22 protein-coding genes are annotated in these 23,520 nt (G+C 67.9%); 11 read left to right on the top strand and 11 right to left on the bottom strand.

The features are described 5' to 3' along the window. Window positions 1-70: 70 nt before the first annotated feature. The 6 genes from AC3WMR_RS19765 to AC3WMR_RS19790 are packed head-to-tail and all read right to left on the bottom strand — an operon-like array spanning window position 71 to window position 6,359. Window positions 71-2,233 (bottom strand): TonB-dependent receptor, encoded by a 2,163-nt coding sequence (locus tag AC3WMR_RS19765; RefSeq protein ID WP_492264682.1) that lies wholly within the window; start codon window positions 2,231-2,233, stop codon window positions 71-73. A gap of 33 nt (window positions 2,234-2,266) precedes the next feature. Then, window positions 2,267-2,893, bottom strand: a complete 627-nt coding sequence (locus AC3WMR_RS19770; protein ID WP_492264681.1) for a hypothetical protein — start codon at window positions 2,891-2,893, stop codon at window positions 2,267-2,269. Further along, a complete protein-coding gene (locus AC3WMR_RS19775; protein WP_492264680.1) occupies window positions 2,890-3,492 on the bottom strand; it encodes a hypothetical protein in 603 nt (200 codons plus the stop codon). The genes AC3WMR_RS19770 and AC3WMR_RS19775 overlap by 4 nt, the downstream gene beginning before the upstream one ends. Before the next feature lie 6 nt (window positions 3,493-3,498). Beyond that, the gene (locus AC3WMR_RS19780) at window positions 3,499-4,236 is read right to left on the bottom strand and encodes an ABC transporter ATP-binding protein (RefSeq protein ID WP_492264679.1); all 738 of its coding nucleotides are present in this window, start codon (window positions 4,234-4,236) and stop codon (window positions 3,499-3,501) included. Then, window positions 4,229-5,305: a FecCD family ABC transporter permease gene (locus AC3WMR_RS19785; RefSeq protein WP_492264678.1), complete on the bottom strand. Its 1,077-nt coding sequence runs from the start codon at window positions 5,303-5,305 to the stop codon at window positions 4,229-4,231. Before AC3WMR_RS19785 ends, AC3WMR_RS19780 begins: the two co-directional genes overlap by 8 nt. Beyond that, window positions 5,289-6,359: an ABC transporter substrate-binding protein gene (locus tag AC3WMR_RS19790; protein ID WP_492264677.1), complete on the bottom strand. Its 1,071-nt coding sequence runs from the start codon at window positions 6,357-6,359 to the stop codon at window positions 5,289-5,291. Before AC3WMR_RS19790 ends, AC3WMR_RS19785 begins: the two co-directional genes overlap by 17 nt. 110 nt (window positions 6,360-6,469) lie before the next feature. Here AC3WMR_RS19790 and AC3WMR_RS19795 point away from each other — a divergent pair, with 110 nt between their 5' ends. Then, on the top strand, window positions 6,470-7,168 hold the full coding sequence (locus AC3WMR_RS19795) for a Crp/Fnr family transcriptional regulator (protein WP_492264676.1): 699 nt from the start codon (window positions 6,470-6,472) through the stop codon (window positions 7,166-7,168). A gap of 20 nt (window positions 7,169-7,188) precedes the next feature. Here AC3WMR_RS19795 and AC3WMR_RS19800 read toward each other — a convergent pair whose 3' ends face one another. Beyond that, window positions 7,189-7,947 (bottom strand): alpha/beta fold hydrolase, encoded by a 759-nt coding sequence (locus AC3WMR_RS19800; protein WP_492264675.1) that lies wholly within the window; start codon window positions 7,945-7,947, stop codon window positions 7,189-7,191. A gap of 126 nt (window positions 7,948-8,073) precedes the next feature. Between AC3WMR_RS19800 and AC3WMR_RS19805 the strand changes: the two genes are divergently transcribed. Beyond that, on the top strand, window positions 8,074-9,522 hold the full coding sequence (locus AC3WMR_RS19805) for an HD domain-containing phosphohydrolase (protein WP_492264674.1): 1,449 nt from the start codon (window positions 8,074-8,076) through the stop codon (window positions 9,520-9,522). On the opposite strand, the gene AC3WMR_RS19810 is transcribed toward AC3WMR_RS19805, so the two are convergent. After that, window positions 9,494-10,690, bottom strand: coding sequence for a serine hydrolase domain-containing protein (locus AC3WMR_RS19810; RefSeq protein ID WP_492264673.1), 1,197 nt, complete (start codon window positions 10,688-10,690; stop codon window positions 9,494-9,496). The genes AC3WMR_RS19805 and AC3WMR_RS19810 overlap by 29 nt on opposite strands. A 241-nt stretch (window positions 10,691-10,931) precedes the next feature. Here AC3WMR_RS19810 and AC3WMR_RS19815 point away from each other — a divergent pair, with 241 nt between their 5' ends. From AC3WMR_RS19815 to AC3WMR_RS19830, 4 genes are all read left to right on the top strand, one after another. Then, on the top strand, window positions 10,932-11,975 hold the full coding sequence (locus AC3WMR_RS19815) for an alpha/beta fold hydrolase (RefSeq protein WP_492264672.1): 1,044 nt from the start codon (window positions 10,932-10,934) through the stop codon (window positions 11,973-11,975). A gap of 253 nt (window positions 11,976-12,228) precedes the next feature. Continuing rightward, entirely contained in the window at window positions 12,229-14,430 is a 2,202-nt protein-coding gene (locus tag AC3WMR_RS19820; protein WP_492264671.1) for a TonB-dependent receptor, read from the top strand. 529 nt (window positions 14,431-14,959) lie between these two features. Then, window positions 14,960-15,841 (top strand): RNA ligase family protein, encoded by an 882-nt coding sequence (locus tag AC3WMR_RS19825; protein WP_492264670.1) that lies wholly within the window; start codon window positions 14,960-14,962, stop codon window positions 15,839-15,841. After that, window positions 15,838-16,974: an AAA family ATPase gene (locus tag AC3WMR_RS19830; RefSeq protein WP_492264669.1), complete on the top strand. Its 1,137-nt coding sequence runs from the start codon at window positions 15,838-15,840 to the stop codon at window positions 16,972-16,974. The genes AC3WMR_RS19825 and AC3WMR_RS19830 overlap by 4 nt, the downstream gene beginning before the upstream one ends. Window positions 16,975-16,990: 16 nt before the next feature. On the opposite strand, the gene AC3WMR_RS19835 is transcribed toward AC3WMR_RS19830, so the two are convergent. Genes AC3WMR_RS19835 through AC3WMR_RS19845 form a run of 3 tightly spaced genes read right to left on the bottom strand, consistent with a single transcriptional unit; the run spans window position 16,991 to window position 19,567 of the window. Next, complete coding sequence (locus AC3WMR_RS19835) at window positions 16,991-17,878, bottom strand: IclR family transcriptional regulator (protein ID WP_492264668.1); 888 nt, start codon at window positions 17,876-17,878, stop codon at window positions 16,991-16,993. Window positions 17,879-17,904: 26 nt separating this feature from the next. Next, entirely contained in the window at window positions 17,905-18,759 is an 855-nt protein-coding gene (locus AC3WMR_RS19840; protein ID WP_492264667.1) for a fumarylacetoacetate hydrolase family protein, read from the bottom strand. Window positions 18,760-18,796: 37 nt separating this feature from the next. Beyond that, a complete protein-coding gene (locus AC3WMR_RS19845) occupies window positions 18,797-19,567 on the bottom strand; it encodes an SDR family oxidoreductase (protein ID WP_492264666.1) in 771 nt (256 codons plus the stop codon). A 252-nt stretch (window positions 19,568-19,819) separates the two neighbouring features. On the opposite strand from AC3WMR_RS19845, the gene AC3WMR_RS19850 reads away from it, so the two are divergent. From AC3WMR_RS19850 to AC3WMR_RS19870, 5 genes are read left to right on the top strand one after another with little or no spacing between them, the layout of a single operon-like run. Continuing rightward, a complete protein-coding gene (locus AC3WMR_RS19850) occupies window positions 19,820-20,146 on the top strand; it encodes a UxaA family hydrolase (RefSeq protein ID WP_492264665.1) in 327 nt (108 codons plus the stop codon). A gap of 9 nt (window positions 20,147-20,155) precedes the next feature. Then, window positions 20,156-21,388, top strand: coding sequence for a UxaA family hydrolase (locus AC3WMR_RS19855; protein WP_175217788.1), 1,233 nt, complete (start codon window positions 20,156-20,158; stop codon window positions 21,386-21,388). A 37-nt stretch (window positions 21,389-21,425) separates the two neighbouring features. Then, window positions 21,426-22,109 (top strand): amino acid ABC transporter permease, encoded by a 684-nt coding sequence (locus tag AC3WMR_RS19860; RefSeq protein ID WP_492264664.1) that lies wholly within the window; start codon window positions 21,426-21,428, stop codon window positions 22,107-22,109. 11 nt (window positions 22,110-22,120) lie between these two features. After that, complete coding sequence (locus tag AC3WMR_RS19865) at window positions 22,121-22,780, top strand: amino acid ABC transporter permease (RefSeq protein ID WP_492264663.1); 660 nt, start codon at window positions 22,121-22,123, stop codon at window positions 22,778-22,780. Beyond that, entirely contained in the window at window positions 22,764-23,495 is a 732-nt protein-coding gene (locus AC3WMR_RS19870) for an amino acid ABC transporter ATP-binding protein (RefSeq protein ID WP_025140562.1), read from the top strand. Before AC3WMR_RS19865 ends, AC3WMR_RS19870 begins: the two co-directional genes overlap by 17 nt. Window positions 23,496-23,520 lie beyond the last annotated feature (25 nt).

Consider the following 23,520-nt stretch of genomic DNA (forward strand, 5'->3'; position numbering starts at 1 on the left):
CGTCAAAAGCGCATCGATGAAGCAGGTCAGAAAGGCATCAAGCGCGCGTCAGGCCCGCATGCCCAAGGCGTCAGAATCGCGTGCGCAGCGTCACGCTGAAGCTGCGGCCCGGTTCCAGCAACGGGTTCAGGTCCGTCATGGCGTAGGCCACGTTCGACGATGTGGCGGCGGTGCGGTAGGCGCGGTCGAACAGGTTGTTCACGCCCACCACCACCTGGGTGTTGCCCGCCTGCGGCAGCCCCAGCTTGTCCAGCTGCAATTGCGCATACAGGTTGACCACGCCGAAGCCCGCGGCCGGGTACTCGGTGCGGGCGTCGTAGCGGCTCTGGCCCTTGGCCCACTGCACCTCGCCGCTCAGGGCATAGGCCTCGTTGGCGCCCACGTACTGCAGGCCCACCAGGCCGCTCAGCGGCGCAATGGAGGCCAGCGGCCGGTCGGTCTTGCGGTTGGTGGCATGCAGGTAGCTGGCGTTGCCGTACAGGTTGACGGCGCGCGTCAGCTGCCAGCGCCAGTCCGATTCCACGCCTTGTATGCGCGCCTGGCCGACGTTGCGGCGCTGGGTGGCGGGCAGGCCCTGGTACGACGTCGTGGCGTTCTCCAGGAAGTCGCGGTAGTCGCTGCGAAACGCCGTCAGGCCCACGGTGGCGGTGTCGAAATGCAGGCGGGTGCCCGCTTCGACGGTGGTGCCGCGTTCGGGTTTCAGCGCGGGGTTGGGAATGGTGTAGCTGGTGCCGGTGTAGCCGGCGCTGAACATTTCCGACGTCCACGGCATGCGGAACGACGTGCCCACGCTGCCCAGCAGCTCGACCACTTCGGTGGCGCGGTACGACAGGCCCAGGCTGCCGGTAGTGGCGGTCTGCGTGTTGTTCTGCGCGGCCTTGAAGGCCGGCAGCAGGTTGGGCGACGGCAGCGCGTCCAGGTCCACGTCAGAGCGGAACCAATCGAACCGTCCTCCGGCCGTCAGCGTCCATTTGGGCGCGGGCTTCCATTCCGTGGTGACGAAGGCGCCGACGTTGGTCTGGTACTGGTTCGGTCCGCCCTTGGTGTAGGCGGTGCTGGTGGTGGTGGACGTGCCGTTGGGCCGGACCACGGTGGTGTCGCTGCGGCTTTCCGACCCCGGCCGGCGTTCGTGCATGAAGTCCAGGCCGAACGTGGTGTTGGTCTGGGCCCATGGCACGGTGGCCGCGACACTGCCGCCATACACCACCGGACCGATCACATTGGTGCGGCTGTCGACCACCCGCGCCGGGTTGGTCTGGTTGTGCGTGGCCTGCACGGTGTTGAATTCGTTGACGTAGACGCTGGCCTTCAGGTCGCGGATGACGCCGTCGAATTGGCCGGTATAGGCCAGGCGGCCTTGCTTGACGCGGTTGGGGTCGCGCCGGCTGCTGCTGGCCGGGTAGGCCGGCACGGTGCCGGCGGCGCCGTCTTTCACGTAGGCGACGCGCGCGCTGGCTTCGATGCGCTGCCTGGCGTCGGGCATGTAGCCCAGCACGATGCCGCCGCCGGCGCCGCGGTAGTCGCTGTTGGGCACTTCGCCGGTGGCGCTGTCGTAGTTGCTGGCGCGCCGGCCGGTGGCGTAGACGCGCAGGTCAAAGCCGTCGCCCGCGCCTTCCACCGCCACGTTGCTCAGCACGCCGTGGCCGTTGCTGTTGTAGGTCACCGAGGCCTCGCCGCCGTTCAGGCTGAACGGCTGGGTCAAATTGCCGTGGCCGCGCTTGGTGACGAAGTTGATCAGGCCGCCCAGGCCGTCGCTGCCAAAGCGCGATGAGTCCGGGCCGCGCACCACCTCGACCTGCTCGATCTCGGTGGGGCTGATCAACATGAACTGCAGCGTGTTGCGGCCGCGGAAGCGGTCGCCGTCGATGAACATCGGCACGCGCATGTCGTTGGTGTTCAGGCCGCGCAGGAAGACGGTGCCGGCAATGCCGCCGCTGCGGCTGACGGTGGCGTTGGGCACGCGGCCCAGCAGGTCCAGCGTGCTGGACGTGTTGATGCGGTCGATGTCCTGCCGATCGATCACCGTGACGGACTGCGTCACGCTGTGGTCGATCGTGGCAGGCGCGGGCGTGGCGCCCAGGGCATGCAGGCGGCCGTCGTCGGCCGGACTGTCGGAGGTGACCTGAATGGCGGGCAATTGCGGCGTGTCGGCGGCAAAGGCCGGCGTACCGGCGGCCGCGGCGGCCAGGAAAAGGGCGCGGGCAAGGGGCGAGAGCGGGAAAGGACGTGGCATACGAAGACAACCAAGGGTCGAAACGGGGCCGCCTCAGGCGGCGGGAGTGGAATCTTTCAGCCAGGGCAGAAAGCCGCGCAGGAAACGGCTGGCGGCGGGCATGAAGTAGCTGCCGTGGTGGTACATCGGGTCGAGCGACGTCACGATCAGCCGGCCCGGCGTGCTGTGCGTGTCTTCGTACAGCACCGAGCCGGCGCCCGCCTTGTCGATCAGCGACACCGCGCCCGGCGGCGGCGTGAAGGTGCCGTGCTGGTGCCAGGTGACATCGGCCAGCGTCAGGTAGGAAAACAGCGGATGTTCGGGCCGCGCCACGCGCAGGCCGGAATCCGCGCCCGGCGTTTTCCACCACCAGAAATTCACTTCGCAATCGGTCCACTGCACGCCGTCCAGCCAGCGGTGCGACGCGGTTTCGCCCATCGCCACCAGCGTCTTTCCCGCGGCCAGGAAGCGGGCAAAGCGCGCGCGCTGCGCCACCAGCAGGTCCGGGTGGGTGCGGCACGACACGATCAGCGCATCGCAATCGGCCAGCGCGGCGTCGTCCAGCTCGGGCAGGTAGATGCGGCGGCCGAAATACGGCGCCAGGTCCGGCGTCTGGAACGTGCGGTCGTGGTAGTAGGTGCCGGCGTCCAGCGCCGCGATCACAGGCGTGCGCCGCGTCATGCCGCATCCCCGCGCAACCAGGCGAACAACTGCGGCACGATGCGTCCGGCGGTATCCGTGCTGCCGGCATACATCCACAGGTCGTTGCCGGCATGCGCCAGCAGGCGGCCGCCGCCGGGCAGCGCCAGCACCCAGTCCACCGGCAGGGCATCGGGCCCCAAGGTATTGAGCACCTGCGCGCCTTCGGGCGGCGGATGGCCGCCGCGCGCATAGAAGCCGGCCACGCCGCGTCGGAAGGTCAGGTGTTCGTCCTGCACGCCGTCGAACACCGGATGATCGGCCGCACGATGCACCCGCAGGCCGTCCAGGCCGCGCGCCGCGCCCGGCACGAAGGGCGCCAGCCAACGCAGGAAGGGATAGGCCACGTGGCCGTTGAACACCATGGCCCCGCCTGCCAGCAGATACGCTTGCAGCCGGTCGCGCTGCGTCAGCAGAAAGCGCTGGTCGACATTGGCCGGCACCAGCAACGCCCGCACGCGGGTCAGGTCCCATTGCGCCAGCTCGTACAGCGGGCGGGCCTCGGCCAGCGGCGCCGCGCCGCCCGTCAGCGCGGCGGGGCCGTTGCCGCTCCAGTGGTTCAGGTAGACGATGGGGGGCATCTTCACTCAGCGAAAAAGGGGAATCACGCCACGCACCTGGCCGCCCTCACCCGCCAGCGTGGCCACGCGCACCGGCAGGCGATACAGGCGGGACAGGCGCTCGTCGGTACACATCTGCGCCGTGGGGCCAACCTCGCAGGCGTCCGTGTGCATCAGCAGGGTCTGGTCGGCGATGTGCTGCGCGTGTTGCGGCTGGTGGGTGGAAAACACCACGGCCAGACCCTGTTCACGGGCCAGGCGGCGCAACAGCGACAGGATGATGTCCTGGTTGTGCAGGTCCAGCGCGGCGCTGGGTTCGTCCAGCACGATCACGGGGCTGGCGCTGGCCATGGCGCGCGCAATGCAGGCCAGTTGCTGTTCGCCGCCGCTCAAGGCCTGGAACGGCCGCTCGGCCAGGTGTTCCAGCCGCACGGCGCGCAGGCACTCGTAGGCGATCTCGCGGTCACGCGGGCCGGGCGACGCATACCAGCGCAGGTGGCGGGCGCGGCCCATCGTCACCATCGCCAGCACGTCGTAGGCAAACAGCGCATCGGTGCGCTGCGGCACGTAGGCCGCGTGGCCTTGCAGGCGCACCCGTCCGGCCGCGGCGGGCTGCAATCCCAGCACGGTCTTGAGCAGCGTGGTCTTGCCGCGGCCGTTCGGCCCCAGCACCGCCAGGATGTGCCCGGCGGGCAGGCGCAGCGACAGGTCCGACAGCAACCGGCGGCCGCCGGCCTGCACCGCCAGGCTTTCCAGTTCAAGCATGGTGCGCCCCCCTGCCCTGCGTGCAGCGCAGCAGCCAGGCGAACAGCGGCGCGCCGATCAGCGCGGTGATCACGCCCAGCGGAATCTCGGCGCTGGTGGCGCTGCGCGCCACCGTGTCGACCCACACCATGTAGGTGCCGCCCAGCAGCGCGCTGGCCGGCAGCAGCACGCGGTGATCGGGGCCGACCAGCATGCGCGCGATGTGCGGCACCACCAGCCCCACCCAGCCCACCGTGCCCGACACCGCCACGCTGGCCGACACCACCAGCGTGGCGCAGCCCAGCAGCACCCAGCGCAGCGGCTCGACGGCGATGCCCATGGCGCTGGCCTGCTCGTCGCCCAGCGACAGCACGTTGATCCGGAACCGCAGCGCATACAGCAGCCCCATGCCCAACGCGATCGGCAGCGCGGCCGCCGCCAGCTTGACGTAGGACGCGGTGGCGAAGCTGCCCATCAGCCAGAACACGATGGCCGGCAGGCTGTCGTTGGGGTCGGCAAAATATGTGGCCAGCGAGATCAGCGCCGAAAAGAACGCGCTGGTCACCACGCCGGCCAGCACCAGCATCAGGATGGTGGTACGGCCCTGCGTGCGCCCCAGCAGGTACACGATGGCCACCGCCAGCAGGCCGCCCGCGAAGGCCAGCCCCAGCGTCGCCCACAGCGACGAGAACAGCAGAATCGCCGCGCAGCCGCCAAACGCCGCGCCGGACGAGATGCCCAGTATCTGCGGCCCCACCAGTGGATTGCGGAAAGCGCCCTGCAAGGCCGCGCCGCACAGCGCCAGGCTGGACCCGGCCAGCACCGACAGCAGCACGCGCGGCAGCCGCACCTGCAACACGACGCGGTGTTCGGCGCTGCTGACCGCCGGCAGCCAGTCCGTCAGCCCATCGGGCAACGCCAGTCCGGCCAACACGCTGGACACGTGCGACAGCGGCAAGGGATAGCGGCCCACGCACAGCGCCGCCAGCACCGACGCCGGCAATGCCGCCAGCATCAGCAGCCAGGGCCAGGCCAGGCGACGGCTGGGCGCGGCCAGGCGCGCCGGGGAAGACTCAACGCAGGCGGTCATAGCCGACGGCTCCGTGGTTCTGGTCGACGTGCAGCACGGCATCGATGGCGCGCGCGTCCGGTTGATAGCCGTACAGCTGCCCATAGGCCTGCGCGATGTGCTCACGCAGCGGCCAGTCAAAGCGGTCCGGGTGCAAGAGCAGCGCCAGCCACTGCCAGTACAGCGGCGATTCCTGGCTGGGCGGGTCCCACAGGTAGCCGCCCGCGGGAATCTTGTAGACGCGGTGATGCCGCACGGCCGGGATATCGGCAAACAGCGGGTCCTGGTACAGCATCGCGGGCGTCAGGCCCGGCTCGAAATTGTTCAAGAGGATCACGTCCGGCGCCCAGGCCATGATCTGCTCGATGTTGATGGTCTGCCCGCTGCCGATGGCGGCCGCCACGTTGCGCCCGCCGGCCAGGCGGATGTCGTCGTCGAAGCTGGTGCCCGCGCCCGACGCCCGCAGTTGCGGCGCATAGCGCGCCAGGTACAGCACGCCCGGGCGCTGGTCCGCCGGCAGCCGGACGGTCACCGCGGCGATCTCGCCGCGCACCTGCTCGCGCCAGGCCAGCTGCGCCGCCGCACGCGTCTCTTGCCCCAGCGACAGGCCCATCAGCCGGATCCATTCACGGCTGCGCGCCTCGGTGCCGTACACCAGCGCCGCCACCGGCAGGCCGGCGTTGCGCAAGGGCGCGATCAGGTCGTCGCCCATATGCCCCCACTGCCACACCAGGTCCGGCTGCATCTGCAGCAACGTTTCCACGTTCGGCGCGAAGCCTGACCGGGTGATATCGGTGCGCACCTGGGCCAGCGCCGGAAACAGGCGCGCCAACAGGCCGCCCTGCATCAGGGCGTAGGCGTTGGGATGCATGCCCGCCAGATGCGCCACGCCGCCGTCCAATGAAATCATCAATGAACCGGCCGGCATCGGCAGCGTCACCACGCGGCGGGCGGGCCCGGCCAGCGACACCGGATTGCCCAGCATGTCGACGAACGCGACCGGGGCCGCCGGGACGGCAGCCGGCGACAGGAACAGCGCCGCCAATGCGGCCCTGCGCAGAAATGAGATAGCCATGGGAGGAAGCGATGTGCGGGCGGGCGCCGGGCTGGCCGGACGCCGTGGTGGTACCATTACAAATAAGAATCAATCTTATTTAATTCTAAGCGCCTGCCCCGCCGCCTCAAATGACTATTGTCAATTCGTCCCAGTCACTATTGGTCGACGCCCTGCGCCGGCATCCCTGGTTCGGCGGCGTGACCGACGACGCCCTGGCCGCGCTGGCCGCACGCAGCCGCTGGCTGCGGTTCGAGCCAGGCGACACGCTGTTCTCGGAAGGCCAGGCGGCCACCTCGTGCCTGCTGGTGTGCGAAGGGTCGGTTCAGGGATTGCGCTACACCGCCGACGGCGGCGACAAGGTCTTCGGCCACGTCGGGCCGGGCGGCTGGCTGTCGGTGCTGGCGCTGTTCGAAGCCGCGCCGCGCCACCTGCACAGCGTGCGCGCCCGCACCGCCGGCATTGGCTGCCTGTTGCAGGGCGACGCCTTTCGCCAGCTGTGCCTGGACGACGCGCGCTTTGCCTGCCGCGTCCTGTCGCACGCGGCCAACCTGGTGCGCCACCACACCGACCAGATCGACTGGCTCACGTCCAGTTCCGCCGAAGAGCGGCTGGCGGAATATGTGCTGCGCGCGGGCAAGCCCCAGGCCAATCAGCCGGTGGTACTACCCCTGAGCCACTCGCAGATCGCGGTCAAGCTGGGCATGCGGGCGGAAACGCTCAGCCGCATCTTTTCCAAGTGGCGGCGCGAAGGCACCATTTCAGACCGGCGCGGCGAGCTGTACGTGCTCAAGATAGAGTCACTCAAGCAGCTCGCGTCCGGCTTCTAGGGCGCCTTCGCGGCCCGCGCTCACTTCACGCTGGCGACCGCGTCCAGGATCACCCGGGCCACATCCGCCGGGCGCGATTGCTGCGGCACGTGGCTGGTCGGCAGCTCGGTCACCTTGGCCTTGATGCGGGCGGCCATCTGGCGTTGCAGCGCCGGCAGAATCATGCGGTCTTGCTGGCTGACGACGAAGTACGACGGTTTGGTCTTCCAGGCCGCCACGGACACGGGCTCGGCAAAGGCCGACGCCTTGATCGGCCCCTGCGTCGCCGCCATCACGTTCGCCTGCTCGGCCGGCACGTCCTGCGCGAAGTCGCGCGCCAGGCCCTTGGGCGACAGGCTCAGCCAGCCATGGCTGTCGGCCGCGATGCTGTCCGACCCCGGCGCCTTGGGTGTGCCGTCGGTCAGCGTGGCCACCGACTGGCCGGCGTCGGGCGCAAAGGCCGCCACGTAGACCAGGCTGGCCACCTTGTCGTTCTTGCCGGCTTCGGTAATCACCGTGCCGCCCCACGAGTGGCCGACCAGCACCACCTTGCCCGGCTGATTGTCGATGGCGCGGTTGGCGGCGGCGACGTCGCCAGCCAGCGATTCCAGCGGGTTCTGCACGGCCTGCACCTGCACGCCCTTGGTTTGCAGCAGGGCCACCACCTTGGCCCAGTCCGAGCCGTCGGCAAAGGCGCCGTGCACGATCACGACGGACGGCTGGGCGGCCTGGGCTTGCGATGCCGCGCCGGCCAACAGGCCGGCTGCCAACAGGGAGGCTGCGATAATATGGCGCTTCATGGAAATTCCTTTTGCTTGGGTGCCGAACACCGACGCGGCGTTAGCTGGCTGCCAGTGTCGTCTTGCCGCCTTCGCCCCGGTATCGGTTGATTGACCGATGCGCCCGTCCCTCACATCGCCCGCCCCATGACCGCCGCTAGCGCCATTGAACTCACCGACGCCGTGCTGGCCATGGCGTTCGTCGGCGACCTGAGCATGGGCCGCGCCACCGACCATTCACGCCGCACCGCTTGTCTGGCCGGCCTGCTGGCCGCCGCGCTGGGCGCCGATGCCGCCGGCCAGAACCATGCCCGCGCCGTGGCCCTGTTGCGCTGGTCCGGCTGCACCGCCAACGCGGGCGGCTTTGCCGAACTGCTGGGCGACGACATCGCCTCGCGCGAAGCCATGATGGCGCAGACCCTGCCGCCGCTGGACGCGCGCACGCAATCGATGATCGTGCCGCTGGCGCTGATCCACTGCGAAATCTCGGGCGACGTCGCCGTCAGCCTGGGCATGCCGCAAGCCGTGGTGATCGGCCTGCGCCACGCCTTCGAACGCTACGACGGCAAGGGCATGCCGCAAGCGCTGGACGGCGCCGACGTCTCGCGCGCGGCCTTCATCGTCAACGCCGCCAGCGACCTGGAAATTCTCAGCCGCGCGCATGGTCGCGACAGCGCGCTGGACTTCCTGCGGCGCCAGGCCGGCGCCAAGTACCCCGCCGACATCGCCGCGCTGGCCGTGCAGCACGGGCCGGTCTGGCTGGACGACATCGACGCCGCGCCGCCCGATGCCACCCAATGGCACCTGGCCGACGGCCGCGCCGACGCCCCGGCATCCCTGACCCTGCTGGCCGACGTGGCCGAACTGAAGCTGCCTTGGCTGGCCGGCTACTCGCGCCGCGTCGCCGCGCTGGCCGTGCAGACCGCCGCCCGGCTCGACCTGGATGGCGACGCGCAGGCGCAATTGCAGGCCGCCGCCCTGGTCCACGGCATCGGCCGCGCCGCCTTGCCGAACCGGCTGTGGGACACGCCCGGCCCGCTCACGCCCGACCAATGGGAACAGCTGCGCCTGATGCCCTACTGGACCGCCCGCGCCGCGCGCCAGATCAAGGGGCTGAGCCAGGCCGCCGACCTGGCGTCCTACGCCTACGAGCGGCTGGATGGCAGCGGCTATTTCCGGGGCGCATCAGGCGCCGCGCTGACCCTGCCGCAGCGGGTGCTGGCCACCACCGTGGCCTTGCAGGCCCTGCTGGAAGACCGCCCGTGGCGGCCCGCCCATGCCTTGCCGGATGCCGCCCGCATCCTGCGCCAGGACGCCGCCGCCGGCCGCTACGACACCCTTGTTGCCGAAGCCGCCATCGCCGCGGCCGGCGGCGACGCCAGCGCCGCCCCGCGCCGCGCGGCCTCGTCGCTGTCGCAACGCGAACTGGACGTGCTGCGCCAGATCAGCCTGGGCGCCAGCAACAAGGAAGCCGCGCGCGCCCTGAACATCAGCCCCAGCACCGTGCGTACTCATGTGGAAAGCGTGTTCCGAAAACTGGAATGCTCGACCCGAGCGGCCGCCACGCTCAAGGCGTTGACGGCAGGGATCCTGTAATCGCGCGCAGCGCGTCGTAGGTTTCCTTTTCGTCCTGATTCTCCCCGTAGTCGCTCAGCTTCACGATCACCACGCGCCTGGCCGGATCGATGTACAGGTACTGGCCGTGGATGCCCACCGCCGCGAAGTCCGGACTGCCTTGCGGATCGCGTTGCCACCACTGCGCCGAATAGCCCCAGCCGTCCACCGGATGCGTCGGCGGCCGGGCGATGCGCGCCACCCACGCAGGGGGAATGACGCTGTGGCCGCTTCCTGCGTCCAGCACCTGCTGGCCGATGCGCGCCACATCGCGCGCCGTGGCATTCAGGCAGCAGAACGCCTTTTCGGTGCCCCCCGGCGTATCCAGGTTCCAGGTCGCGGCCGTCTCTGCCCCCATCGGTCGCCACAGGCGTTCGGCCAGCAGGTCGGCCAGCGGCCGGCCCGTCACCCGGGTCAGCACCATGCCCAGCAATTGCGTGTCGATGCTGCGGTAGTCGCCCTGGCTGCCCGGCGCGAAATGCATCTCGCGATGCGTGCGCACGTAGCCGGGCAGATCGCGGGTCAGGTACATGCGGGCCGTACCGGTAAAGGGCCAATACGGCCGGTAGTTTTCCGCCACGTTGATCCCCGAGGCCATGTCCAGCAACTGGCCCAGCGTGATGCGGTCGTAGTCGCCCGCGCCGGCCAGCTCGGGCAGCAGCGCCGTCAGGCGGTCGTCTTCGCGGATTTCGCCGCGCGCAACCGCCTGTCCCACCAGCAGCGACACAACAGACTTGGCCATCGACCACGACGACAGCCGGGTGGACGCGTCCACGCCCGGCCGGTACCACTCGTAGGCCACCTCGCCATCGCGCAGCACCACGAACGCGTTGGTGGCGGTGCCTGGCAGGAACTCGGCGAACGGCCATTCGCCGCCCTTCCAGGGCACGGTTGCCGGCATGGGCAGCGGGCGGGACGGCAATGCGGACGCTTGCACCGGCGCGGTCACTTCGCGGACGGGAAACAGATCGCCGCGGCGCGACGGCGCCGACACCTCCAGCCGCAGCAATTGCGGCGGCGGCGGAATCTTCATCACGGCGGTCGCCGCATAGGCCGCCCCCACCAGCGCGGCCAGCCCCAGCGCCAGCCGAACGGCGGCGCGGCCGCGAGCATGCAGAGAATTCGAACGGGAAGCGAGGTCCATTGCCATGGCGCGGATCATGCCAAGCCGGCGCGCAATACACAACCCGAAACCAACCCCGGGATGCCTCGCGGCCCGGCCGCGCGTGTCCCGCTTTGCGGCTCGCGCCCCCGGCGATGCCTCCCATCCCGCGAGATTCACGTCGTTTTGTATCCGCCCCCTCCGCTCATACATTGCGACACCCAACCCGGCCCCAGGCTGGCTACAACACGGCTGCAGCCCGACCCCATCCCCCTCTTGGAGAATCGTCATGCCGGACCTTATCGACCCCCAACGCCGCCGCCTGCTCGGCACCACCTCGGCGCTGGCCGGCGCCAGCCTGTTGAACCTGGGACTGAACGCCGACGCCGTGGCTCAGCCCGCCGCCGACAACGGCGCCCGTTCCCCGGGCGCAACCACGTTCAGCGCCATCCGCCAGATCCGCGCCGGCGACCTGGACATCGGCTACGTCGATGCCGGTCCGGCGGGCGGCCCGGTCGCCATCCTGCTGCACGGCTGGCCCTACGACATCCACAGCTTCATCGATGTCGTGCCGCAACTGACCGCCGCCGGCTATCGCGTCATCGTGCCGCACCTGCGCGGCTACGGTTCGACCCGCTTCGTATCGGCCGACACCGCCCGCAACGGCGAACAGGCCGTGGTGGCCGTCGACATCATCGCGCTGATGGACGCCTTGAAGATCCCCAAGGCCGTCATCGCCGGCTTCGACTGGGGCGCGCGCACCGCCAACATCATGGCCGCGCTCTGGCCCGAGCGCTGCCAGGCGCTGGTGTCGGTCAGCGGCTACCTGATCGGCAGCCAGGAAGGCAACCGCAAACCCCTGCCGCCCGAAGCCGAATTCCAATGGTGGTATCAGTTCTACTTCGCCACCGAACGCGGCGCGGCCGGCTACGCCGCCAACCTGGACGCCTTCAACAGGCTGATCTGGAAACTGGCCTCGCCCAAATGGGATTTCGACGATGCCACCTACGCGCGCAGCGCCAAGGCCTTCGCCAACCCCGACCACGTCGCCATCGTGATCCACAACTACCGCTGGCGCCTGGGCCTGGCCCAGGGCGAAGCGCGCTACGACGAGCTGGAACGCCGCCTGGCCGTGGCGCCCAGGATCACCCTGCCCACCATCACCCTGGAAAGCGACGCCAACGGCGCGCCGCATCCGCCCCCCTCGGCGTACGCCAGGCAGTTCACCGGCAAATACCAGCATCGCGACATCACCGGCGGCATCGGCCACAACCTGCCGCAGGAAGCGCCCAAGGCGTTCGCCGATGCGGTGTTGCAGGTGACGCGGCTGTAGCGGCGGCCTGCCTGCATGCCCAAGCGGCAGCCGCGTTCAGGAATCGGAATGCGCTGCCTCCTTGCCCCGAACCCGCGCTCAGGAACGAGCGGGCGCCCCCCTCGGCATGGGCACAGAACATAGGATCAGTCTGCAAACTGAGTACTTTTTGCCGACGCTCCAGAAAAATCAGAATGTTCTGATTGCCCGCCCACTTGATTGATCCGTTAATAACAACGCGAATGCAAATTGTTATTATTTAAAGGATCGCTTCATGAGTTCGCCTGACATCAAGACAAGCACGCTGGCCCCCCGGTTCTGCTTTGTCTCCGCCTTGGCAACCACCGCCACGCTCGCCGCGCCCGCGCAGGCCATGGCGGAAGACGCCCAGCCCAGCGTGCAGCTGGCGCCCGTCACCGTCACCGGCCAGGCCATCAACAGCTCCAAGACAGACAACGCCAGTTCGGCCAAATATGCCGTACCGCTGCTGGACGTGCCGCAGACCATCACCGTGGTGCCGCGCCAGGTATTGGACGAACAGAACGCGCTGAGCCTGCGCCAGGCGCTGTCCAACGTCTCGGGCATCACCTTCAACGCCGGCGAAGGCGGCGGCGGCTCCGGCGATTCGATCAATATCCGCGGCTTCAGCGCCAACGCCAACATGCAGCTCGATGGCCTGCGCGACAGCGCCCAGACCAGCCGCAGCGACCTGTTCAACCTGGAATCGGTCGAAGTCATCAAGGGCCCGAATTCCGTCTTCGGCGGCGCCGGCACCACCGGCGGCAGCATCAACATGGTGACCAAGCGGCCGCAGGCCTCAAGCTTCACCCAGGTCGACGCGGCCCTGGGCACCGACCGCTACAAGCGGCTGACGCTGGATACGAACCAGACCCTGGGCACCGAAGGGTTCGGCGCGTTCCGCCTGAACCTGATGGGCCATGGCAACGACGTGCCCGGCCGCGACCGGATCGACAAGCGGCGCTGGGGCGTGGCGCCGTCGCTGACCCTGGGCATGAACGGACCGACCCGGCTGACCCTGAGCTATCTGCATCAAGCCGACGACAACCTGCCCGACTACGGCGTGCCGGCGCTCAACGGCAGGAAGCTGGACGGCGTCTCGCGCTCGGCCTACTTCGGCTGGCGCAATCTGGACCAGGACAAGATCCAATCCGATGCCATCACCGCCCGGCTGGAACACGACTTCTCGTCCAACCTGAAGATCGAGAACCTGACGCGCTACTCCCGCCTGGACCGCGACACCGTCGTGTCGGCGTCGCACGCGAACCTGCGCGGCCTGCCCCCTGGCCGCTACAAACCGGCCGGGCCGCAGGCGTATGGCCGCGATTCGGTCACCGACATGTGGATCAACCAGACCAACCTCACCAGCAAGTTCGATACCTTCGGGCTGGGCCATACCCTGGTCACGGGCCTGGAGCTGTCCCGCGAAACCTACGATCGCACCACCTATTCCTACAACATCACGTCGCGCTTTCCGGCCAAGGGCTATTCCCTGGCAAACCCGCCCGGCCATTGGGACGGCCCCACCGACAAGCGGACCTCGGCCAGAACCCTGACCAGCCTGGAAACCCGCGCACTCTATGCCATGGACACCATCGCGCTGGGCTCGATGTTCGATGTCAACGTGGGGTTGCGGTATGACTGGATCGACGGCGAAGCCTCGAATCGACCCGTCAATGGGGCCCGCGTCGACAACAGCAGCACTGACCGCAAGCTCAGCACGCGCGCGGGCCTGACCTTCAAGCCCACCCAGCACGGCCGCATCTACCTTGCCTATGGCACGTCCTTCAACCCGTCGGCCGAATATCTGGTGTCGACCGGCAATGGTTTCAACCAGGCCACCAGCAGCCTGGCGCCGGAAAAGAATCGCACCGTGGAATTGGGCACCAAATGGGAAGTGCTGGATCAGCGACTGGCCCTGGGCGGGGCGCTGTTCCAGGTCGACAAGACCAACGCGCGTGAATCCTTGGCCGATGGCAGCTACGTCCTCGCCGGCGCCCAACGCGTCAAAGGCCTGGAGCTGAACGCCTCGGGCAAGGTCACGCCGCAATGGGATGTGTTCGCCAACTACACCCTGCTGGACAGCGAAACACGCACATCGGTTTCGCAGCCCGCCCGCGAGGGCCAGGCCCTGGGCAATACGCCGCGGCATTCGTTCAGCCTGTGGACCAGCTACACCCTGCCCGCGGGCTGGACGGTCGGCTACGGCGCGCGCTACGTGGGGTCACGCAACGTCACCTCGCAGGGCGATGGCAAGCTGGACCCCTACTGGGTGCATGGCGTCATGGCTTCGTATGACGTGAACCGCAATCTCAAGCTGCAGCTGAACGTCGACAACCTGACCAACAAGGCCTATGTCGAACGGGTGCGCCAGACGCTGGGCAACGATTCGCGATCGTCGGCCATTGAATATGGGGATGGCCGCTCGGCGGTGCTCTCGGCACGCTACCGGTTCTAGACGGCTCGCGACGACAGGACGATGCCACGTCACGACGTGGCATCGTCCTGCATCGGCGGTCAAAGATATTGCAACGTGAACGTCAACGAGCCATCCAGCTTGATTTCATCTGTCGCGGGCAAATGCGTCGATGTGCCTGCCAGCATGGCGGCCTGTCCGCTCATCGACCTTCGCATGCAAGCCGGGATGGTCTGAACTCATGCATGATCCTTGGCCGCTTCGTGTCTGGCGGACAACAGCGCCGTCTCGCGGCATTGACACCCGGTCCCGCACAGCCTTAGGATTGCGCCCTGCTGTTCAACCCCTTTCTTTCCGAGTGCAACCGTGTCTGCCATCCGTCAATTCGCCTGAACGCCGACGACTTCCCTTTCCGGGTAATCGCGGTCTGCCTGTCCGTCTTCGCGGCTCGACAACTACGTCTTGAGCCCCTCGCACGGCAGGCGCGGTTCCGGAAAGCGCAACACACACTCGCTTCCCCTCCTCCGTAAGACCGCGTCGTCGGCTTTTCCAATTTGCCTGGAGAAGTTCCATGACGCCCGATCCCCGCGCGCACGCGCAATCCTTCGACCTCTATCGCTACCCCCGCACTCCGCACCTGGAAGGCTCGCGCCTGCAGGACGGCGACGAGGGCCACGACCACGTGCCCTACCGCCACCTGCAAGGCCAGTTCCTGGTGGTGGAAGAAAAGCTGGACGGTGCCAACACCGGCATCAGCTTCAGCCCGGCCGGTGAACTGCTGCTGCAGTCGCGCGGCCACTACCTGGTGGGCGGTGGCCGCGAACGCCAGTTCAATTTCATCAAGGCGTGGGCGCAGGCCCATGCCGACTGGCTGCTGCACCGCCTGGAAGACCGTTACGTGATGTACGGCGAAACGATGTCCAAGAAACACTCGGTGTTCTACGACGCCTTGCCGCATCACTTCTTCGAATTCGACGTGCTGGACCGCCAGACCGGTGAATTCCTGTCGACGCGGGCCCGCCGCGACCTGCTGGCCGGCGGCCCGGTGCTGTCGGTGCCGGTGCTGTTCGAAGGCGTCGCACCGCAGCGGCTGGCCGACCTGAAGGCGCTGCTGCGGCCGTCGCGGGCCAAGACCGCGCAGTGGCGCGACGCCTTCGAAGAAACGCTGCGGCGCGAAGGCCTTGACCTGCCGATGGCCTGGAAGCAATGCGACAAGTCGGATCTGTCCGAAGGCTTGTACATCAAGGTGGAGACCGGCGACCGAACCGTCGCCCGCTACAAGTGGGTGCGCGCGGATTTCGTACAGGCCATCCTGGAATCCGACAAGCACCATTCCGAACAGCCCTACGTGCCCAACCTGCTCGCACCGGGCGTGGACCTGTACGCCAGCCAGCCGGCCGTCGACTGGGACACCCTGCGCACGGCCGCCCAACCCTCGTCGGAGGCATCATGAACTACGAACACCTGCGGGCCCTGGCGCCCGCCCCCGGCCAACAGCCGGACTTCGCGGCCTGCCTGGCGGCGTTTCCGGCGCTGGAACTGGCCAAGACCACGCCGCAAGACCCGCGTTACCACGGCGAAGGTGATGTATGGACCCATACGCAGATGGTGGTCGAGGCCTTGCTGGCGCTGCCGCAGTATCGCGAGGCCAGCCGCGGCGACCAGGAAATCGTCTTCCTGGCCGCGCTGCTGCACGACATGGCCAAGCACAGCACCACCGTGATAGACCCGGTCACGGGCGCCATCGGCCAGCCGGGCCATTCGCGCAAGGGCGCCATCGACGCCCGCATCGCCTTGTGGGACGCGGGCGTGCCGTTCGCCGTGCGCGAAGCGATCTGCCGGCTGATCAGCGTGCACCAGGTGCCGTTCTACGCATTGGCCGGATCGCGCCGCGGCAAGTCGGCGGAATTCATCGTGCGCGAACTGTCGTGGCAACTGGACATTCGCTTGCTGGCGATGCTGGCCGAAGCCGACATGCGCGGCCGAGTCTGCGCCGACCAGGGCAAGGTGCTGGACAACATTGCATTGTTCTGCGAGGTGGCCCGCGACGAAGCCTGTTTCGGCCAACCCCGCCGCTTTGCCGACGCGCACACCGCCGTCAGCTATTTTCGCGGTGCGCAGGTGCACCCGGACTATGCCTTGTTCCAGGAGCCGGGTTCACGGGTCATCGTGATGTCGGGCCTGCCGGCCAGCGGCAAGAACAGCTGGGTGGCCAGGCATCATCCCGACCTGCCGGTGGTGTCGTTCGACGACGCCCGCGAAGCCCTGGGCCTGGCCCATGGCAAGAACGAAGGCAAGGTCGCGCACCTGGCGGTGGATCGCGCCAAAGACCTGCTGCGCCGCCGCCAGCCGTTCGTGTGGAACGCCACCAACCTCAGCGAACTGATGCGCAAGAAGACGCTGGATCTGCTGTACAGCTACCACGCCGAGGTGGACCTGGTGTATCTGGAGCAACCCCGCGCGGAACTCCTGCGGCGCAATACGAAGCGCGACACGTCCCTGCCCAACAAGACCTTGACGGCCATGCTGCACCGCTGGGACCTGCCGCTGCCGACCGAGGCGCACCGCGTGGTGTACGCGGTGTAGCCGGGCCGCCCGGGGCCTACGCCTGTTCCGGCAGATACCCGCTGTACCCCATCAGCGTCGACAGCCGCTTGGCCACGTTGCCCACAATGTCCTGCACCTGGGCGATGCTGGGCGATTCCTTCTGGTCGATGCGTTCGATGTGCGGCACGTTGATCGCGGCGATGACGTGGTTGCCCACGCCCATCACCGGAAACGCCACGTTGGTGATGCCGCGGATCTGGCGGCTGGCCATGCAGGCGCAGCCGTCCTTGCGCACGTCGGCCAGGATGGAAAACAGTTCGCCCGGATCGGACTCCAGTTCGCCTTCGACCTTGATGTGCGCGGCCAGCATGCGGGTGCGCTCGACTTCGTCGCGAAACGCCAGCAGGACGTGGCCGGACGAGGTGTCCGTCAGGCCCATCATCACGCCCACCTTCAGGCCGAACGACCAGCGCTCGGGGCTGTCGACCTGGGCAATGACCACCACCCTGCCGCCCTGGTAGACGGCCAGGTGGCACGACTGGCGGGCGCGATTGGCCAGCTCGCGCAAAAGCGGCAGGGCCACGCTGACCAGCGACTTGAGCGGCTGCTGGCGGTGCGCCAGCTCGAACATCTTGAGCGTGAGCGAATAGCGGTCGTTTTCGTCGACCTGCACGAAACCGCGCCGCTGCAGCGTCACCGCCATGCGGAAGATCTCGCTGACGCTGCGGCCGATCTTCTGGGCCAGCTCGGCCAGCGTGTAGCCGGCCGGGCTGGCCGCCAGCGCTTCCAGGATATCCAGCCCCTTTTCCAGGGCGGGCGCCGCGTAGCGTTGCGCGCCCGGCGCGTCGGCGGACGGGTCGGCCGACAGGTCTGCCGAGACGTCGGCCGGCAAATCGGCCTTGGGGGTCGCGCGGGCGGAAGCGGATTTCTTGGTTGCGGTCATGGCGGGCTCAGGGTTGGAACCGGATTTTATTCGACCCGGGACCAGGCCTGCAGAACCTGGCGCTGCTCGCCCAGGCCCGCGATGGACAGGCGCATCACGTCGCCTGCCTTCAGGTAGACCGGCGGCTTCTGGCCCAGGCCCACGCCCGGCGGCGTGCCGGTGCTGATGACATCGCCGGGCAGCAGCGTCATGAACTGGCTGATGTAGCTGACCAGCGTGGCCACGCCGAACACCATCGTGCGGGTGCTGCCGTTCTGGTAGCGGTGGCCGTTGACCTCCAGCCACATGTCCAGGTTCTGCGGGTCGGCGATTTCGTCGCGGGTGACCAGCCAGGGGCCGATCGGGGCGAAGGTGTCGCAGCCCTTGCCCTTGTCCCACTGGCCGCCGCGTTCGATCTGGTATTCACGCTCGGACACGTCGTTGACCACGGCGTAGCCGGCCACGTAGTCCAGGGCGTCGCTCTCTTCGACGTAGGACGCCTTTTTGCCGATGACGATGCCCAGCTCGACTTCCCAGTCGGTCTTGACCGAGTTGCGCGGGATGATCACCGGATCGTTGGGCCCGGTGATGGACGAGCTGGGTTTGAGGAACAGCACCGGTTCGGCGGGCACCGGCAGGCCGGATTCGGCCGCGTGGTCGGCGTAGTTCAGGCCCACGCAGACGATCTTGCCCACCCCGTTCACGGGGCAGCCGTAGCGCACCGCGCCGTCCACGCGCGGCAGCGAGGCCGCGTCAAGCTTGGCCAGCTTGGCCAGCGAGGCCGGGGCGATGGCGCCCGCATCGATGTCGCCGACCACGCCGGACAGGTCGCGCAAGGCGCCCTGGGCATCGATCAGGCCGGGTTTTTCCTGGCCGGGTTGGCCGTAGCGTACGAGTTTCATGCGTAATCCTTGGAATGGAATGAAAGCTGCCGGCGGGTCAGTTGGACCAGCCGCCGTCGATAACCTGAATGGTACCGGTGGTAAAGCCGGATTCGTCGCTGCCCAGGTAAACCACCAGCGCAGCCACTTCTTCCACGCGGCCGACGCGGCCGATGGGCTGGCGTGCCACGAAGGCGGCGCGCACCGCGGCCTCGTCGTTGCCTTGCAGGCGGGCCTGCGCCGCGATGCGGTCGCGCAGCGACGGCGATTCGATGGTGCCGGGGCAGATGGCGTTGCAGCGGATGCCGCGCGCCACGAAGTCGGCGGCCACCGCCTTGGTCAGGCCGATCACGGCGGCCTTGGACGCGCCGTAGACGAAGCGGTTGGGCACGCCCTTGACGCTGGATGCGGCCGAGGCCATGTTGATGATCGAGCCACCGCGCTCGAGCATCAGCGGCAGGTAGGCGCGAATGGTGCGGTACATGGCCTTGGCGTTCAGGTCCATGCTGAAGTCCCAGTCGGCTTCCTCGCATTCCAGGATGCTGCCGGCGTGCACGAAGCCCGCGCAGTTGAACAGCACGTCCACCGCGCCGGTCTCGCGGGCGCAGTCGGCCACCGCCGCGCTGTCGCGCACGTTCAGCACGCGGGTGCGCAGGCCGGTCAGGCCGCCCTCGCGGGCCTCGCGCGCCAGGTCGGCCAGCGCCGCTTCGCTGATGTCGGTGGCCCAGACCTGGGCGCCTTCGCGGGCCAGGGCCAGGGCGCTGGCGCGGCCGATGCCGTTGCCGGCAGCGGTGACCAGCGCGCGCTTGTCTTGCAAACGTAGGGTCATGTCTCTTCTCTTGGGTGGGTAAGGCGGCCCGGCGTCGCCTAACGGGCCATCGCCGGATTTATCTAATGAAAACTAAATTTCATTTGTAAAACACAATACACGGGAAATTTAGCATGCAGCAAGCCTGCGCAAGCCTGAACCCATCGGTAATTACCCGAATTTCCTTCAAATAATCCAAGATTCGGGAAAACCAATGTTGACCAAGGATATGAAAATTGCTTTTATATGCAAAACAATCATTCCTAAAAAATCATGACGAGACAAGCCACCCTGGATCCTCAGCTATTGCTGATTTCCCCCGAAGACAACTGCCTGATCGTGCGCAGCGCCCTGCCTGCCGGCGCCCATGTGCAACTGGAAGCCGGCACCGCCGTCATCCCTGCGCCGCTGGGCCTGGGCCACAAGCTGGCGCGCCACGCCATGCCGGCCGGCGAAAAGATCCTGAAGTACGGCGCCGTCATCGGCAGCCTGACCACCGCCGTCGCCGCCGGTGAACATATCCATACCCACAATCTGAACAGCGACTACACCCCCACCTACACGTTGGAAGAAGGCCACGCCTTCACCGACCGGCACTGAGGTTTTCCCATGACGGATCTGACCCCGCCCTTGCAGGGCTACCCGCGCGCCGACGGCCGCAAAGGCATACGCAACGTGGTCGTCGTGGCCTACCTGGTGGAATGCGCCCACCACGTGGCCCGCGAGATCGCGCTGGATTTCCGCGACCTGACCGGCGACGTGCAGGTGCACCTGGTGGGCTTTCCCGGCTGCTATCCCAATGCCTATGCCGAGCAGATGATGACGGCCATCGCCACGCACCCCAACGTGGGCGCGGCGCTGCTCGTGTCGCTGGGCTGCGAAAGCATGAACAAGCGCAAGCTGGAAGCCGCCATTGCCGATTCCGGCCGGCCGGTGCACACGCTGACCATCCAGCAGCGCGGCGGCACCCGCAGCACCGTGGCGGCGGGCCGCGACTGGGTCCGCGCCACCGCGCAACAGCTGGCTCAGCAGACGCGCGTGCCGATGGGCTGGAACGAACTGGTGGTGGGCACCATCTGCGGCGGCTCGGACGGCACCAGCGGCATCACCGCCAATCCGGCGGTGGGCCGCGCCTTCGACATGCTGATCGCCCAGGACGCCACCTGTATCTTCGAAGAAACCGGCGAACTGGTCGGCTGCGAATTCCACATGCGCCGCCGCGCCGCCACGCCCGAACTGGGCGAGGAAATCGTGGCGTGCGTCAACAAGGCCGCGCGCTACTACAGCATCATGGGCCACGGCAGCTTCGCCCCCGGCAACGCCGACGGCGGCCTGTCCACCATCGAAGAAAAATCGCTGGGCGCCTACGCCAAGAGCGGCGCCTCGCCCATCGACGGCATCATCAAGCCGGGCGACGTGCCGCCCTTTGGCGGCCTGTATCTGCTGGACGTGGTGCCCGATGGCGAACCGCGCTTCGGCTTTCCCAACATCAGCGACAACGCCGAAATCGTCGAGCTGATCGCCTGTGGATCGCACGTGATCCTGTTCACCACCGGACGCGGCTCGGTGGTCGGGTCGGCGGTGTCGCCCGTCATCAAGGTCTGCGCCAACCCCGACACCTACCGAGCGCTGGGCGAAGACATGGACGTGGACGCCGGCCGCATCCTGGAAGGCCGCGGCACGCTGCAGGAAGTGGCCGAGGAAATCCACGCCCAGGTCGCGGCAGTGGCCAACGGCGCGCCCAGCAAGTCCGAAGACCTGGGGCACCGCGAATTCATCCTGACCTACAAGGCGTTCGAGCCCATCGGTCCGTCCTGCCTGCCGCTGACCCGCGCGGCCTGACCGGCCCGCGCAGCCAGCCGGCCCAAGGAGTGATGTAGTGAACTACACGTTTGATTTCGCATCCGTGCTCGAACAATGGCCCTTGCTGGCGCAAGGCGCCTGGGTCACGGTCAAGCTGTCTTTCCTGGCGACGGTGCTGGGCTTCGTGCTGGGCACCTTGTGCGCCCTGGCGCGCAACAGCCGACTGGGCTGGCTGCGGGCGCTGGCCGGCGGCTACGTCGAGCTGATCCGCAACACGCCGCTCCTGATCCAGGCCTATTTCCTTATCTTCGGCCTGTCCAGCGCCGGACTGACGATGTCCATCATGACCGGCGCGGTGCTGGCGCTGGTCATCAACATCGGCGCCTATACCTGCGAAATCATGCGGGCCGGCATCGAATCCATTCCCAAGGACCAGCTCGAAGCCGGCGAATGCCTGGCGCTGTCGCGCCCGCAGGTGTTCTGGCACGTGGTGCTGCGTCCGGCCGTCGAACGCGTGTACCCGTCGCTGACCAGCCAGTTCGTCCTGCTGATGCTGGCCTCCAGCATCATGTCGGCGGTGGGCGCCGAGGAACTGCTGGGCGTGGCCAACCGCATCCAGTCCGACACCTACCGCAACTTCGAAGTCTTCATCGTGCTGTGGGGCGTGTACCTGACGCTGTCGTGGCTGATGCGCCTGGGTTTCTGGCTGCTGGCGCAGATCGTGTTTCCGCGCCGGCGCAAGCTCGGCACGTCGCTGTAAGGACCCGCGCCATGGCTTTCTTCATTCCCGACGAACACGCCCTGTACCTGCTGCAAGGCGCCTGGGGCACGATCAAGCTGTCGGCCTGGACTTTCGCAGGCGGCGGCGCGGCCGGCCTGCTGCTGGCGCTGGCCCGGGTGGCGCCGCGCAAGCTGCTGCGCCTGGCGGCCGCCGGCTATATCCAGGTCATCCAGGGCACGCCGCTATTGGTGCTGATGGGCCTGTGCTTTTTCGGGCCCGGCCTGTTCGGCCTGGGCGAGCTGTCGGCGCTGGCCGCCGCCGCGCTGGCCATGTCCGTGTACGCCAGCGCCTTCCTGGGCGAAATCTGGCGCGGCTGCATCCAGGCCGTGCCGAAGAATCAATGGGAAGCGGCCGAATGCCTGGGCCTGTCGCGGCTGCAGCGCATGGCCAAAGTGGTGCTGCCGCAGGCCCTGCGCATTGCCACGCCGCCCACCGTCGGCTTTCTGGTGCAGATCATCAAGAACACCTCGATCGCCTCGCTGGTGATCGGCTACGCCGAGCTGGCCTACAACGCCAAGATCCTGAACAACTCGACCTTCCAGCCCTTCGTGTATTTCGGCTGTGCGGCCGTCCTGTACTTCCTCATGTGCTACCCGCTGTCGCGCTGGAGCCGTTCCCTGGAAAGGAGACTGAATGCAACCCGTCGTTGAACTGGACCAGGTCCACAAACGCTTTGGCGGCACCCACGTGCTGCGCGGCGTGTCGTTTTCCGTCAACCGCGGCGAGGTCGCGGCCATCATCGGCAAGAGCGGCTCGGGCAAGAGCACCGCGCTGCGCTGCATGGACCGCCTGGAAACCACCGACGGCGGCACCATCCACGTCTGCGGCCATGCGCTGCACGACAGCGACAAGCTGGATCTGCGGGCGCTACGCAAGGACGTGGGCATCGTGTTCCAGAGCTACAACCTGTTCCCGCACATGACGGCCTTGCAGAACATCACGCTGGCGCCGCGCTCGGTCAAGGGCGTGAAGCCCGCCCAGGCGCGCGAACAGGCGATGCAGGCGCTGGAACACGTCGGCCTGGCCGACAAGGCCGACGCCTATCCCGAGCAGTTGTCGGGCGGGCAGCAGCAGCGCGTCGCCATCGCCCGGTCGCTGGCGATGCAGCCCAAGGTGATGCTGTTCGACGAAGTGACCTCGGCGCTGGACCCGGAACTGACCGGCGAAGTGCTGAAGGTGATGGAAAACCTGGCCGCCGACGGCATGACCATGATCCTGGTCACGCACGAGATGGCGTTTGCGCGCGAAGTGGCCGACAAGGTCATCTTCATGCACCAGGGGCAGGTCTGGGAACAGGGGCCGTCCAGCATGCTGTCGGCCCCCGCCACGCCGGAACTGCGGCAGTTCCTGGGCAGCGGCCTGTAACGCCGCCGCCCTCTCGCAGCAATAA

It is taken from the genome of Achromobacter sp. FW305-C-28, assembly GCF_058783235.1.